The sequence below is a fragment of the Streptomyces sp. LMG1-1-1.1 genome (assembly GCF_040815545.1).
GTDB lineage: Bacteria > Actinomycetota > Actinomycetes > Streptomycetales > Streptomycetaceae > Streptomyces.
Map to the genome: position 1 here is coordinate 44,749 of NZ_JBFPNH010000025.1, position 12,996 is coordinate 57,744.

Consider the following 12,996-nt stretch of genomic DNA (forward strand, 5'->3'; position numbering starts at 1 on the left):
CACCGTGTCATAACGGCGTTCCAGGGTCCATGCCCGACACGCCGGGCAACTCGGCAAGGTAGTGGCAGGCTGCACCCGGGCAGGCCACACTCGACTAGCGGAAGCAGCGACGCACGTGACGTCGGCAGGCACCACCCGGGAGGTCCCCATGCCCGAACTGCGTGTCGTGGCCGTCTCCAACGACGGCACACGACTGGTGCTGAAGGCTGCTGACAGCACGGAGTACACACTTCCGATCGACGAGCGGCTCCGTGCCGCCGTGCGCAACGACCGCGCGCGCCTCGGCCAGATCGAGATCGAGGTGGAGAGCCACCTCCGCCCCCGTGACATCCAGGCGCGGATACGAGCCGGTGCCTCCGCCGAGGAGGTCGCCCAGCTCGCCGGCATCCCCGTCGACCGCGTCCGCCGCTTCGAGGGCCCCGTGCTCGCCGAGCGCGCCTTCATGGCGGAGCGAGCCCGCAAGACGCCCGTCCGCAGGCCCGGCGAGAACAGCGGCCCGCAGCTCGGCGAGGCGGTGCAGGAGCGGCTGCTGCTGCGCGGCGCCGACAAGGACACCGTGCAGTGGGACTCGTGGCGGCGCGACGACGGCACCTGGGAGGTGCTGCTCGTCTACCGCGTCGCGGGCGAGGTCCACACGGCCAGCTGGACGTACGACCCGCCCCGGCGGCTCGTCCAGGCCGTCGACGACGAGGCACGGGCCCTGATCGGCGAGACGGACGACACGATCGCCGCCGCGCCGGAACCGAGCTTCCCGTTCGTGCCGCGCATCGCCCGGCTGCCCCGGGACAGGCCCCTCGACCGGGCCCTCGACCGCCAGATCGACCGGCCGGACCGCCAGCTGGAGCGGGCGTCCGCGTCGGCCGAGCCGGAGGAGGAGCGGGACTCGCTGACCAGCCTCCTGGAGGCCGTGCCCAGCTTCCGCGGCGACATGGTCGTTCCCGCGCCTCCGGACACGGAGCCCTCGGAGGAGGTCGAGGCGGAGGAGCCGCCGGCCCCGGCCGCCTCGGCAGGTGCCGGTTCCGCGTACGCCGACGTGCTGATGCCCCGCGCCGTCTCGGGCCACCGGGACCGGCTCACCGGCACCACGGACCGCCAGGCCGAGGCGGACGGCGTCCGTCCGGGCCGCCGCGCGGCGGTCCCCAGCTGGGACGAGATCGTCTTCGGCACCCGGCGCAAGAAGCAGGAGTGACGCCGTAGCCATACGGAAGCGGTGACGCCGTACACGTATGACGGCGGTGACTCCGTACCCGTACGACGGCTGTGACTCCGTACCCCGTACGACGGCGGTGACGCCGTACACGTACACGAAGGGCCCGCGCCGGACGACGGCGCGGGCCCTTCGCATGCGGACCGCTTCTCGTACGGACTACCGCGGGTCCGGGCCCGTGGCCACCGGACGGGCGGGGTCGGCGGACCACTCCGACCAGGAGCCGGCGTAGAGCGCCGCGGGGATGCCCGCGATCTCCAGGGCGAGCACCTCGTGGGCACCGGAGACGCCGGAGCCGCAGTAGACGGCGACCTCGGTGCCGTCCGTCGCGCCCAGTGCGGTGAAGCGGTCGCGCAGGACGCCGGCCGCGAGGAAGCGCCCGTCGGCGTCGACGTTCTCCGTCGTCGGGGCCGAGACCGCACCCGGGATGTGGCCGCCGACCCGGTCGATCGGTTCCACGTCCCCGCGGTAGCGCTCGGCCGCACGGGCGTCCAGGAGCAGCCCCGCGTCCGCCAGGGCGGCCGCCGCGTCGGCGTCGAGCAGCCCGAGCGCGCCCGGCTCGGGCCGGAAGTCGCCCGGCTCCGGCACGGGGACCTTCTCCGTGAGCTCGCCCGTCCAGGCCGCAAGTCCGCCGTCCAGGACCCGCACGTCCGGGTGACCGGCCCAGCGGAGCAGCCACCAGGCGCGGGCCGCGCCCCAGCCGAGGCCGCCGTCGTACACGACGACGGGCCGGTCAGCCGAGACGCCCGCGCGGCGCATCGCGGCCCCGAAGGCCGCCGGGTCGGGCAGCGGGTGGCGTCCACCGCTCCCGGGCGGGCCGGCGAGCTCCGCGTCCAGGTCGACGTAGACCGCACCGGGCAGGTGGCCGGCCTCGTACACGGGCCGTCCGGGCGGGCCGCCCAGCGTCCATCGGACGTCCAGGAGGACCGGCGGCCGGACCCCGGCCGACTCGCTCAGCAGTTCGCTTGCGGAGATGATGGGGTTCATGGGGCCATCCTCGCGCAGCCGCACGGCCGCCGGGGGCGGACCCGGGACCTCCCCCGCCGGATCGCGCCACGCACGGCGCGGCCGGGGGCGCGCCACGGCCCCGTTGGTGGCACCATCGGACCGGGGGCACGGCCACGACGATGGTCCGAGGAGAGAGTGACGATGACCGAGGCGACTCGGCGCACATCCGGCACCCCTTGTTGGGTGAGTCTGATGGTGCACGGGCTTGACGCCACCCAGGAGTTCTACAACGCACTCTTCGACTGGGAGTTCGTCCCCGGCCCGCGGCAGCTCGGCCCGTACGTGCGCGCGCTGCTCGGCGGCAAGGAGGTGGCGGGCATCGGCCAGCTGCCGCCCGACCGGAACCTGCGGATCGCCTGGACCCCCTACATGGCCACCGACGACGCCGACGAGACCGCCGAGACCATCCGCTGCTGCGGCGGCACGGTCGCGGTGGGCCCACTGGACGCGGGCGAGGCGGGCCGCCTGGCCATCTGCTCCGACCCGGTCGGGGCCGTCTTCGGGGTCTGGCAGGCGGAGGCGCACCACGGGACGGCCGCGGCCGGGCCGCCGGGGACCCCGGTCTGGAACGAGCTGCTCACGTACGAGACCTCCTCGGTCGGCAAGTTCTACCGGAGCGTCTTCGGGTTCGAGGTGGATCCGGTCGTGTCCGCCGACCACGACTACGCGACCCTCCTGGTCGACGAGCTGCCGGTGGCGTCCCTGCACGGCGTCGGCAACGCGCTGCCCCGGGACCGGGGCCCGCACTGGATGACGTACTTCGAGGTCGCCGACACGGACGCGGCCGCACGGTTGGTCGTGGAGCTCGGCGGCCGGGTGCTGCGCCCGCCGCGCGAGGGCACGGCGGGGCGGCTCTCGGTGGTGGCGGACCCGGAGGGCGCGGTCTTCACCCTGGTCAGGTCCGCCCCGGAGTGACGCCGGGCCGATGGACACGGCGCCGCAGGAGGCTCAGCCGCGCAGGGTCCGGGCCAGGGTCCGCAGCCGGGAGGGGCCGCCGCGCGCCGGGACCGGGTCCCCGCCCGGCAGGCCGAGCTCGGTGAGCCGCTCGGTGGTGAAGTGGTGCGCCGTGCCGGGGTCGGCGAGGTGCTCGGCCAGGAAGCGGACGGTCTCCTCGCGGAGCCCCGGGTGGATCTTGTGCCGCATGCAGTAGCCGACGGCGCGGACGAGGGGCGTGAGCGAGGCCGGGGCCGCTCCGGGGACGGCGGGCTCCGCTCCCCGCTCCAGGTCGGGGACGAGGTGGTCGACGACGGTGAGCGGGATGCGGTTGCTGTTCTCGAAGGGCGTGAGGCGGGCGAGGACCTCGGCCGTGCCCACGCGCGCGATGGGGATCCCGTAGTACACGGCGGCGGTGAGCATCGCCGTGGAGAAGCAGCCGACGACCAGCGCGGGCCGGCACCGCTCGTAGAAGGTCTCGGCGAGCAGCGGCCCGTCGAGGACGGTCAGCCGGACGCCGGAGCGTTCCGCCTCCTCGTGGAGGGCCTGGGAGTAGCGGGCGGGCGCGGTCGGGTGCGGTTTGAAGACCACCGAGCGGTGTCCGGCGGCCACGGCCCCGCGCAGCATCCGCACGTGCAGTTCCTCCTCCTCGTCGGCGGTGAGCAGGGCAAGGGCGGCGAGGTACTGGCCGAGCAGGAGGGCCGTGGCCCCGGCGGCGGCCGTCCGCGCGATGCCCGGGTCGTCGGCCGCCTCCTCGGCGATCTCGGCGAGGACCGCGCGGAAGGCGTCGTCGGGGACCAGCTCGGGCTCGACGCCGTACTCGCTCAGGAGGAGCGGCCGGAGCCCCGGCACGAGGTCGAGGTGGAGGACGCGCCGGACGCGGCAGGCGATGGACTGCGCGAGGTCGGAGCGGGTGGGGCCGTAGCTCATGAGGCCGTCGGCGTAGACGTGCAGGTCGCTCTCGGGGAACGCGCCGGCGAGCGCCTTGGCGGGGTTGACCTGGATGGACTCGACGATCAGCTCGACCGGGCCGGTGCCGAGGTCCCAGGCGGTGCGCAGCACGCGCTGCCAGAGCGGGGCCTCTTCGGGGCGGGGGGCCCAGCCGGCGGGGTGGTACGGGTGGATCGTCTCGTTCCAGTCGAGGACGCCGTCGAAGCGGGCGGCGATCCGGCCGTAGCCGGTCATCGCCTCCAGGCGCAGCGCGGTCTCGGGGATCTCGGCGTTGTGGGAGAGCAGCAGGAGCCTGCGGGCGTCCTCGCGGGGGCCGAACCGTCCGGCGTCCAGGGCGGCGGCGAGCGTGGCGGCGCCGTACAGCGTGGACACCTGGAAGAGCTGGACCCTGCGGCCGTCGGCGGCCGGGTCCGGCGCCGGTCCGGGGAGGGGCGCGGAGGCCGTGTCGGTGGCCATGGTTCAGGCGGTCCTTCCGGTGTCGCGCAGGCTGCGGAGGAGGGTGCTGCGCGCGGTGTCCATGGTGGCGAGGGTCTCGTCGAGGACGTCCTGCGGCATCCGGTGCAGGGCGTCGCGGACGTCGGCGCGCAGCCGGGTGCCGACGGCCGGTTCGTACAGCGCGATCTTGCCGACGTGGAAGGCGATCATCGCGCAGTAGGTGCGGACCGCCTTCGGCAGGAATCGGTCCGCCTCGGCGTCCCGGGAGACGTCGTCGAGCAGGAGGTCGTACGAGGGGATGAAGTCCAGCTGCCGGTTGTCGGTGATCTGGGTGAGCGAGGTGGTGACGCCGCGCCGGTAGAAGACGCCGTGCAGGGAAAGGGCGGCGAAGGTGCGGGCCTTGAGGTGGAGCCGCCAGATCCAGAGGCGGTCCTCGGCCGTTCTGAGAGAGGTCTCGAAACGCGAGGCGCCGTTCTCGAAGAGGCGTCCGCTGTAAATGCCGAAGGGGACGAACGGATAATCGACCATCGTCACCATGCTGGCCGGCGAGATGCCGTCCCTGGGGTCCATCACGGTGTCGCGGCGTTTGGCCGGCGCATACCGGATCTGGCGTTTCCGGCCCTCCGAGAGGACGTGGTCGGTGCGGGCGAAGTCGCAGTCGAGGCGGGAGATCCCGGCGACGGCGGCGCCGAGGTGGCCGGGGGCGTACCAGTCGTCCCCGTCGAGGAAGGTGAGGTAGTCGCCGCGTGCCGCGTCGATTCCGGTGTTCCGTGCCTGGGCGACGCCCTGATTGGTCTCGTGCCGGATGACGGTGGCGTTCGGCAGGCGGTCGCGCCAGCGGTCGAGGATTTCCGGGGTGTCGTCCGTCGAGCAGTCGTCGACCAGCAGGAACTCGAATTCGGGATCCGCGTTGTTCGCGAGGCTGCGCAAGGTGTCGGGGGCGTATGCCCCGACATTGTGGAACGGTACGACGACGGACAGTTTCGGCACTCGGAATCCCCACACTGATTCGAACGGTTAAACGTCGCTACGGCGGGCAGGTTAGCCGTCCGCTTTTCCGGGCGAACGATCCGTACGTGCACTGCGGGTGAACTCTTGCCGTCTCCCGCGGATACCCGTCACGGCCAGTGCGAGGAGCGCGGCCGCGCCGACCGCGCCGCCGAGCCGGAGCCCCGGGGGCCGGAAGGAGCAGCGGACGGCGGTGGCGCGCTTGTCGAGGGGGACGGCGACGAGACCCTCGTACGCGCGCGCGGGGCGGAGGTCCTCGTCCCCGGCGGCGCAGCTCCAGCCGGAGATGCGGGGTGCGGCGAGGACGGCGACGCCCGTGCTGCCCGGGGGCAGTTCGGCGGTGACGGTGTGTCCGGTGGCACGCACGCGCGTGGCGCCGGTCGCGGTGAGCTGCCGTACGGCGGCGTCGAGCCGGGCGCCGACCAGGCAGCCGACCGGTTGCCGGGGCAGTCGGACGCGGGCCTCGGGGCCCAGGTCGATCCGGACCTCGCCGGAGGCCGGCACGGTCCCGAGGGGACGCATCGGGGCGCGTACGGCCGGCGGCTTGCCCTCGAACTCCACCGGCGCCTCGCCGGCGAGGGCGGCCGTGCCCCGGTACTCGGGGGCCCAGAACCAGACCTGGGAGCCCGCCGGGCAGCGGGCGGTGACGGTGTGTCCGGTACGGCGGGGGGCGGGCGGCAGCTCGTACACGTCGGCGCCGAGCAGGCGTTCCTGACGCGCGAAGGCGGAGTCCCCGGGGTGCGTGGCCGGCGGCGCGGGCGGGCGGACGGTGACGAGCGGAGGTACGGGGGTGGTGGCGGCGGTGACGGTGGCCCGCGGCGGCGCGTCCTGGCGTACCGGCTCCGTGGGCCGGGAGCGGATCCGGGTGCCGATGGAGAACAGGGCGTCGGTCACGGGGTTGTCGAGGCTGACCGGGTGCCTGCCCTTGGCGTAGTAGCCGAAGCCCAGCGAGGCCAGGGTCCGGGAGGTCACGTCGGCGGTGAGGCTGCTGTAGTAGTCGGCGCCCTGCCCTCCGACGAGCAGGACGTCGTTGCCGCCGGGTACCTCGCCGGGGTCCGTGCGGTGCTGCGGCCAGGCGTCGGCGCGCGCCGCCTCGCGGGCCACGTCCTCGTGCCACGGTCCGATCCGGGGCGACCAGGAGACCTCGCTCCGCTGCTGCTCCTCGATCCGCTTCCCGGTGACGGCCGCCTCGCCCGCCTGGGCGGCGACCAGCAGGACCACGGCGAGTACGGGAAGCACGCGCGCGTGGACCCGGCGTGCGCCGGCCAGGGCGAGGAGGACCGCGGCGAGCGTCAGGAACGCGGCCGTGCCGAAGGCGGGGAAGGTCCACCGGTCGATGTCGACGCTCCCCCGGGCCGCCCACGCCAGGACTCCGAGCAGCGCACCGCCCGCCAGGAGCGCGGCCGGCCGGGGCACGCCGCGGGCGGCCGAGAACCAGGCCCCGATGAGCAGCAGCCCGCACAGGACGAAGGTCTGGCGGTAGGGGATGCCGTTGGGCGAGGCGCCGGCGTGCCAGAGCAGATGGGTGGGCTCCCACTGGAGGGAGAGCGTCATGAGGACGATCGCCGCCGTCCAGCCGGCCCGGACCCGCGGCGCGACGGCGGTGTTGAACGGCAGCGTCAGGGCGAGGGCGAGGGCGGGCGTGCCGATGAAGAGGGCGGGGCTGGCCACGCTCGCCGTCGCGGGCAGGAAGCGGGCGAGGACCTCCGTCCAGGCGGCGGGCGCGAAGGTGGTCTCCGGGGTCGGGTCGGCGACCTTGGTGGCGACGAAGACGACCACCACGAGCGGCGCGGCGAGGCCGATCCCGATGAGCACGCTCCGGGCTGCGCGCAGCGCTCCGGCGACGCGCTGCCGGGCGCCGGCGGTCTCCTCGCAGGTGAGGAGCCGGACCGCGAGGACGACGGCCGCGCCGAGGGTCGCCATGTACGCCGTGTAGAAGTTCGCGATCCAGGCGAGCGCGACGACCAGGGGGCCGAGGACGGGGCGGCGGCCGGTGCGGGCCCATTCGCCGACCAGGCAGAGCAGCGGGAAGGCGACGAGCCCGTCGAGCCACATCGGGACGGTGGCCCCGTAGTTGAAGGTCCAGCCGGAGAGCGCGTAGGCGGTGCCGAGCAGGGCGGCGACGGGCCAGCGGCCGGGGCGCAGCCGCAGGAGCAGCAGGGCCATCGCCGCGCCGGCCGCGGTGATCTTGGCGGCGGTGACGACGTAGAGGGCGAGCTCGATCCGGTCGGCCGGGAAGGCCACGACGAGCAGGTCGAAGGGGCTGCTCAGATAGGTGCCGATGTCGCCGAGGAAGTTCGCGCCGAAGCCGGAGTTCCAGTTGAGGAAGGCGTCTCCGTGCGTCTCGCCGAGGAGGAGCGCGCGCCAGTAGGCGTGGTACGGCAGGTACTGCTGGCCCAGGTCGACGATGTTCCTGGTCACCGGCCCGAACGGGTAGCTGCGGGAGAGCCGGCCGGCCAGGCAGAGGAGTGCGGCGGTGAGCAGGGCGGCGGCCAGGGGGGCCGCCACGGCGGGGGCCCGGAGTCCCCGTCGCGGGGCGCCGGGGTGCCCGCCCGCCCCGTCCCCGCCCCCGACCTTGTCCTCGTCGAGCACGGTGTCGGCGGCGGGGGGCACAGGTCCTCCAGGGGGCGCGCGGAGCGGGGTGCCCGGAGGGTGGGTCGTCGCGGGCCGACCGCCATTACCGCCGAGGCGGGCGACCCGTAACCGATCATCAGGCGGTCTTCCGGCGCACCCCGGGTGAACTCCCGGTGCCGTGCCGTCCCCTTGGGCCGTCCGGCCGGGTCCGGGCGCACCGCGCGGCCCCCGTCGGTCAGCCGGCCGGCGTGAGGGCGACGAGGTCGTCGACCGTGCGGGCCACGGTGCCGAAGAGGTCGGAGACCGTGGTCAGGGCGGCGGTCTGGAGGGCGTCCGACGACAGGACGGTGCCGTCCGGGGCCTCCAGGGGGCGGGTGGCGGTGGCCTCGGCGACGACGGTGGGGCGGTAGCCCCGGTTGAAGGCGCCCTGTGCGGTGAACTGGACGCACATGTGCGTCATGAACCCGGCGAGCACGAGGTCGCCGCCGACGCCGAGGCCCTGGAGGGTCTCCTGGAGGTCCGTGGCGTGGAAGGCGTCGGGGAACTGCTTGACGACCACCTTCTCCCCCTCGCCGACGACCCGGTCGCGGACCTCCGCACCGCGTGGGACGGCCACGTCGGGTTCGCGCTGCGCAACCCGCATCTCTACCGCCTGATGTTCACCCCGACCGGCGACAGCAGGCCGGAGGCGATCCACGAGGCCCGGGCCATCCTCCTGAAGGCCGTGGAGCGCTGCCGCGACGCAGGACGCCTGCGCACGACCCCCGAGCTGGCCGGCCAGACGATCCTCTCCGCCAACGTGGGCGTGTGCATGATGGCGCTGTCGTTCCCCGACCTGTTCGGGGACCCCGCCGTCTCCGGGTCGGTCCGCGACGCCGTGATCGGCAAGGTCACCGGCGACGAGCGCGAGGACACCCGGATCGGGCCGGCGACCGTCCTCGCCCAGGCCCTCGTGGGCACCCTCACGGGCACCGCCCCCGTCGACGGCCCGGCCCTGGACCGCCTGACGGACGCTCTGCGGACCGAGTGACCCGGCCGGGCGACTCCCGCCGAATTCCCCCGGAAACCAACAGAGTCGGCGATCCCATGAATTCGCCGCACCGGCCTGGATTCCGCCCGATCACTCTGTAAGATGAATTGATCAAGCGGGGCGGGGGTAACGCTTGCCAGCATTGACCCCTGCTTCGAATTGTCGCTATCCGAGGGGGTCACCATCCGTACGACGCGCACTTTCAAGGGATTTCGAAGTGGACTGGTCGCGATTTCCGCAGTCGTTCTGACGTCGCTGAGCAGTGGCACGGCCGACGCTTCCACCAGCGCCCCGATGCTTGGCTACGGGAGCGCCGGCTGGGGAGTGAAGTGCGTTCAGGCCGGCATCAACGAGTGGCACAGGGGGCACAACATGAGCCAGCTCGATATCGCGGTGGACGGAATATTCGGGGCAGCCACACTGCGAGAAGTGAAGCACTTCCAGCAGTATTACTCCTACGACGTCGACGGAATTGTCGGGCCCGATACCGGAAACGGCCTCTACTGGACCTTCCTGGACCATCTCCAGCTCGGCTGCTACAACTCGATTCCCACCACCGAGTAATAAAGCGATCCCCGCCGTTTCCGTCCGGGATCTCCCCGGACGGAAACGGCGGGGTGGTGGAACCGCCGGACGGGCCCGCCGGTCTGCCGCGGATGCGTGGACCGGAAGCGCAGCGATGTCCACTTGGCCCTGACGGTCACTCCCTCGGCAGGGGGACCGTCGAACGGCTCTCAGCCCGTCAGGAGCTTCTCCCAGGTCCTCTGGCCGACGATTCCGTCGGCGACGAGGCCGTGGTTGCTCTGGAACCTGCGGACGGCCGAGTCGGTGCGGGCGCCGAAGGCGCCGTCGACGAAGTTGCCGCCGCTCTGCTCCCACGCCGTCAGGCCGTATCGCGAGACGAGTTCCTGGAGCCCGGCGACACAGTCGCCGGAATCGCCCAGAGAGTAGTCGCCCCGCGGAATGACGTACCCGCTCGGGGAGAGGCGCGTGCCGTACGTGTCCTTGCAGATCTTGTAGAAGGAGTCGTCCGCGTGGGCGGCCGGCGCGGAGACGAGCAGGGCTCCGGCCGAGACCGCCGCGAGCAGCAGCGCGGCGGCCCCCTTCGCGGGGCGGTGCATGCGCATGTCGGTGAACCTTTCGCTGGTGACACCGCAACCCTGTCGCACGGGGAACGGCTCGTCTCCCGCGTCCCGCCGTCCCGGGACGTGGGAGACGAGCCGTTCCCCGGCTCCGGACGGGCTTGCGCCGCTCGTCCCAGGGACGTCCCGCCATCGGCACGGGACATCCGGTCGCGCGGGGAGGCGTCAGGCGTGGTTGACCGGGAGGACGTCCGGGGACAGGGCGCCGGCGTGGGCCGAGGCCGAGGTCATGCGGCGGCGGTGGTGGCGGCGGCAGAGGACCTCGTAACCGATCTCCTCCGACGGCCGGTTCACGTCACCGACGACGACCTGCTCGCCCTCGACGACCATCTCGCCGCCGACCGTGCGGGCGTTGTGCGTGGCCCGGGCGCCGCACCAGCACAGCGCCTCGACCTGGAGCTGCTCGATCCGGTCCGCCAGCTCGATCAGCCGCTGCGAGCCGGGGAAGAGCTTCGTCCGGAAGTCCGTCGTGATGCCGAAGGCGAAGACGTCCATGCCGAGGTCGTCGACGATCCGGGCGAGCTGGTCGATCTGGTCCGGGGCGAGGAACTGCGCCTCGTCCACGATCACGTAGTCCGCCTTGCCGCCCTGGGAGAGCTGGCCCACCAGATAGGCGTAGAGGTCCATGCCCTCGCCCGCCTCGACCGCCTCCGTCACCAGACCCAGACGCGACGAGAGCTTGCCCTCGCCCGCCCGGTCGTCACGGGTGAAGATCACTCCCTGGAGCCCGCGGGCCGACCGGTTGTGCCCGATCTGGAGGGCCAGGGTGCTCTTCCCGCAATCCATGGTTCCGGAGAAGAAGACCAGCTCGGGCATGACGGGTCGGGGACCTTTCAGGTCGTGGGGGGTGGTGGGGCGGGTGAAGGGGTCAGGAACGCACTTCGAGCAGCGGGACGAACTGCTCCGCCGGGGTCATCGACCCGTGCATGCCGGCCATCGCGGACTCGTGGGGCTCGTTGACGGACGCGGTGATCGCGAAGTCCTCGTCGGCCGCGACGACGACGTCGCCGATCCGGCCGTACACCCGCTCGTCGATCTCGTCGCCGAACCAGCCGAGGGAGATGGCCTCCTCGCGGCTCGCGACCCAGAACTGCTCGCCGACGACCTCGCGCCAGCAGGTGAGGACGTCCGCCTGGGCGCCGGGCACCGCGTACACGTGCCGGGCACGGCCCTCGCCGCCCAGCAGGGCGACGCCGGCCCGCAGCTCCCAGTCCTCGTCGAAGTCGATGCGGTGCTCTTCGTCGAAGGGGATGTCGACCATGCCGTGGTCGGCGGTCACGTACAGGGTCGAGCGGGGCGGCAGCTGCTCGGCGAGCCGCTGCACGAGCCGGTCGACGAACATCAGCTGGCCGCGCCAGGCGTCGGAGTCGATGCCGAAGCGGTGCCCCGCGCCGTCGAGTTCGCTGTAGTACGTGTAGACCAGCGAGCGGTCGCCGGCGGCGAGCTGCTCGGCGGCGAAGTCCATCCGCTCCTCGCCGGAGAGCCGACCGTGGAACGTCCCGCCGCTGAGCGCGACCTTGGTGAGCGGCGTCTGCTCGAAGATCGGGGACGACACCTGGGCGGTGTGGATCCCCGCCTCGTGCGCCAACCGGAAGACGGTGGGGTACGGCTGCCAGACGTGCGGCGACGTCCACGGCTTCCAGCGCAGCTGGTTCATCAGCTCGCCGGTCTCCGGGTTGCGCACCGTGTAACCGGCCAGCCCGTGCGTACCGGGGTAGCGCCCCGTGCCGACGGAGGCCAGCGAGGTCGCGGTGGTCGCGGGGAACCCGGCGGTGACCGGGCGGCCCGTGCCGCCGCGCGAGGAGCCGAGGAGCGAGGTCAGGTACGGGGCCTCGTCCGGGTGGGACCTGATCTGCTCCCAGCCGAGTCCGTCGATCAGGAAGACACAGTTCCGGTCGGCCGGCGCCAGCTCCGCGATCCGCCGCTCGAAGCCCGGCACGCCCTGGCCCGCGACCAGCGTCGGCAGCAGGTCGCCCAGCGAGCCGGAGGCGTACTCCGGCACCGGCGCGCTCTCCGGCGCGAGCGGCGCGGGGTCGTCGGGCCAGCCGTGGGTCATCGCGGTGGACTGCGCCATCAGCGGGTGGGCGCGGCGGTCGCCGCGATGGCCTCGGAGAGCGCCTGCGCGAAGGCGAGCGTCTGCCGGACGGTGTCCGGGCCGTCGCCGGCCTCGCTCACCCGCAGGCTCAGGTCGTCCGCGGTGGCGTTGCCCGTGTAGCCGTGGTCGGCGTCGCAGTTGGAGTCGCCGCAGGCGGCGGGCTCCAGGTCGATGCGCGAGACCGCGCCCCAGCCGATGGTGAGGACGACCTCGCGGGGCAGCGTGCCCGGCGTGTACGACTCGGGGTTGGCGACCACGCGGCTGACGACGACCGACGAGATCCGGTCGAGCTTCACGGACTCGGTGGACGTCGTGGCGTACGGGGTCGGGGAGCTCGTGTCGGCGGCCTGCTCGTCGGTGTGGCTGACGATGAAGCGGTGCGGCGTCAGGACGAGGACGGTGACGTGGCGCCGGACCTCGTTCGCGTCGAAGGTGGTCTCCTGGTGGACCACGTACGACGCGACGGCCTCGCCGCCGACGGCGGCCTCCACCGCCTCGGCCACGAGGGCCGGGTAGTAGCCGCTGCGCTCGATCGCCGCGCGCAGCCCCTGGGTCGTCGTACCGCTCTTTGCCATGGACTCCATCCTACGGGGCCTCGGGCCCCCTCCGGCCC

General features: G+C 73.4%; 12 protein-coding genes and 1 pseudogene. 4 read left to right on the forward strand and 9 right to left on the reverse strand.

Translation table 11 applies throughout. From position 1 onward, the window contains the following. Positions 1–148: 148 nt before the first annotated feature. Entirely contained in the window at positions 149–1,189 is a 1,041-nt protein-coding gene (gene sepH, locus MRBLMG1_RS14800; protein ID WP_367824415.1) for a septation protein SepH, read from the forward strand. A gap of 177 nt (positions 1,190–1,366) precedes the next feature. Here the strand turns inward: sepH and MRBLMG1_RS14805 are convergent, their stop codons facing one another. Further along, on the reverse strand, positions 1,367–2,194 hold the full coding sequence (locus MRBLMG1_RS14805; protein WP_367824417.1) for a sulfurtransferase: 828 nt from the start codon (positions 2,192–2,194) through the stop codon (positions 1,367–1,369). A gap of 162 nt (positions 2,195–2,356) precedes the next feature. Here MRBLMG1_RS14805 and MRBLMG1_RS14810 point away from each other — a divergent pair, with 162 nt between their 5' ends. Beyond that, the gene (locus MRBLMG1_RS14810; RefSeq protein ID WP_367824419.1) at positions 2,357–3,130 is read left to right on the forward strand and encodes a VOC family protein; all 774 of its coding nucleotides are present in this window, start codon (positions 2,357–2,359) and stop codon (positions 3,128–3,130) included. A gap of 33 nt (positions 3,131–3,163) precedes the next feature. Here the strand turns inward: MRBLMG1_RS14810 and MRBLMG1_RS14815 are convergent, their stop codons facing one another. The 4 genes and pseudogenes from MRBLMG1_RS14815 to MRBLMG1_RS14830 form a co-directional block, all read right to left on the reverse strand. Continuing rightward, entirely contained in the window at positions 3,164–4,555 is a 1,392-nt protein-coding gene (locus MRBLMG1_RS14815) for a polysialyltransferase family glycosyltransferase (RefSeq protein WP_367824421.1), read from the reverse strand. Between the two features lie 3 nt (positions 4,556–4,558). Continuing rightward, complete coding sequence (locus tag MRBLMG1_RS14820; protein WP_367824423.1) at positions 4,559–5,524, reverse strand: glycosyltransferase family 2 protein; 966 nt, start codon at positions 5,522–5,524, stop codon at positions 4,559–4,561. Between the two features lie 51 nt (positions 5,525–5,575). After that, complete coding sequence (locus tag MRBLMG1_RS14825) at positions 5,576–8,155, reverse strand: YfhO family protein (RefSeq protein ID WP_367824425.1); 2,580 nt, start codon at positions 8,153–8,155, stop codon at positions 5,576–5,578. A 196-nt stretch (positions 8,156–8,351) separates the two neighbouring features. After that, positions 8,352–8,690: pseudogene (locus MRBLMG1_RS14830) on the reverse strand (isochorismatase family protein); the annotation flags it as partial. Here MRBLMG1_RS14830 and MRBLMG1_RS14835 point away from each other — a divergent pair. Continuing rightward, positions 8,643–9,146 carry a TetR-like C-terminal domain-containing protein gene (locus tag MRBLMG1_RS14835; protein ID WP_367824427.1) on the forward strand — a complete coding sequence of 168 codons (504 nt, stop codon included), beginning with the start codon at positions 8,643–8,645 and terminating at the stop codon, positions 9,144–9,146. The pseudogene MRBLMG1_RS14830 and the gene MRBLMG1_RS14835 sit on opposite strands and share 48 nt — an antisense overlap. Before the next feature lie 372 nt (positions 9,147–9,518). After that, a complete protein-coding gene (locus tag MRBLMG1_RS14840) occupies positions 9,519–9,710 on the forward strand; it encodes a peptidoglycan-binding domain-containing protein (RefSeq protein WP_367824429.1) in 192 nt (63 codons plus the stop codon). Positions 9,711–9,880: 170 nt separating this feature from the next. Here the strand turns inward: MRBLMG1_RS14840 and MRBLMG1_RS14845 are convergent, their stop codons facing one another. From MRBLMG1_RS14845 to MRBLMG1_RS14860, 4 genes are all read right to left on the reverse strand, one after another. Further along, the gene (locus tag MRBLMG1_RS14845) at positions 9,881–10,273 is read right to left on the reverse strand and encodes a peptidoglycan-binding domain-containing protein (protein WP_367824431.1); all 393 of its coding nucleotides are present in this window, start codon (positions 10,271–10,273) and stop codon (positions 9,881–9,883) included. Between the two features lie 180 nt (positions 10,274–10,453). Next, the gene (locus MRBLMG1_RS14850; RefSeq protein WP_367824433.1) at positions 10,454–11,104 is read right to left on the reverse strand and encodes a thymidine kinase; all 651 of its coding nucleotides are present in this window, start codon (positions 11,102–11,104) and stop codon (positions 10,454–10,456) included. A gap of 52 nt (positions 11,105–11,156) precedes the next feature. After that, a complete protein-coding gene (locus MRBLMG1_RS14855; RefSeq protein WP_367824435.1) occupies positions 11,157–12,362 on the reverse strand; it encodes an alkaline phosphatase family protein in 1,206 nt (401 codons plus the stop codon). Next, positions 12,362–12,958, reverse strand: coding sequence for a DUF5998 family protein (locus MRBLMG1_RS14860; RefSeq protein ID WP_366305555.1), 597 nt, complete (start codon positions 12,956–12,958; stop codon positions 12,362–12,364). The genes MRBLMG1_RS14855 and MRBLMG1_RS14860 overlap by 1 nt, the downstream gene beginning before the upstream one ends. Positions 12,959–12,996 lie beyond the last annotated feature (38 nt).

Coding starts and splice junctions, on each gene's coding strand:
- MRBLMG1_RS14850 (WP_367824433.1), bottom strand. CDS start 11,104: ATGCCCGAGCTGGTCTTCTTCTCCGGAACCATGGATTGCGGGAAGAGC.
- MRBLMG1_RS14840 (WP_367824429.1), top strand. CDS start 9,519: ATGAGCCAGCTCGATATCGCGGTGGACGGAATATTCGGGGCAGCCACA.
- MRBLMG1_RS14860 (WP_366305555.1), bottom strand. CDS start 12,958: ATGGCAAAGAGCGGTACGACGACCCAGGGGCTGCGCGCGGCGATCGAG.
- MRBLMG1_RS14815 (WP_367824421.1), bottom strand. CDS start 4,555: ATGGCCACCGACACGGCCTCCGCGCCCCTCCCCGGACCGGCGCCGGAC.
- MRBLMG1_RS14805 (WP_367824417.1), bottom strand. CDS start 2,194: ATGAACCCCATCATCTCCGCAAGCGAACTGCTGAGCGAGTCGGCCGGG.
- MRBLMG1_RS14845 (WP_367824431.1), bottom strand. CDS start 10,273: ATGCGCATGCACCGCCCCGCGAAGGGGGCCGCCGCGCTGCTGCTCGCG.
- MRBLMG1_RS14855 (WP_367824435.1), bottom strand. CDS start 12,362: ATGGCGCAGTCCACCGCGATGACCCACGGCTGGCCCGACGACCCCGCG.
- sepH (WP_367824415.1), top strand. CDS start 149: ATGCCCGAACTGCGTGTCGTGGCCGTCTCCAACGACGGCACACGACTG.
- MRBLMG1_RS14810 (WP_367824419.1), top strand. CDS start 2,357: ATGACCGAGGCGACTCGGCGCACATCCGGCACCCCTTGTTGGGTGAGT.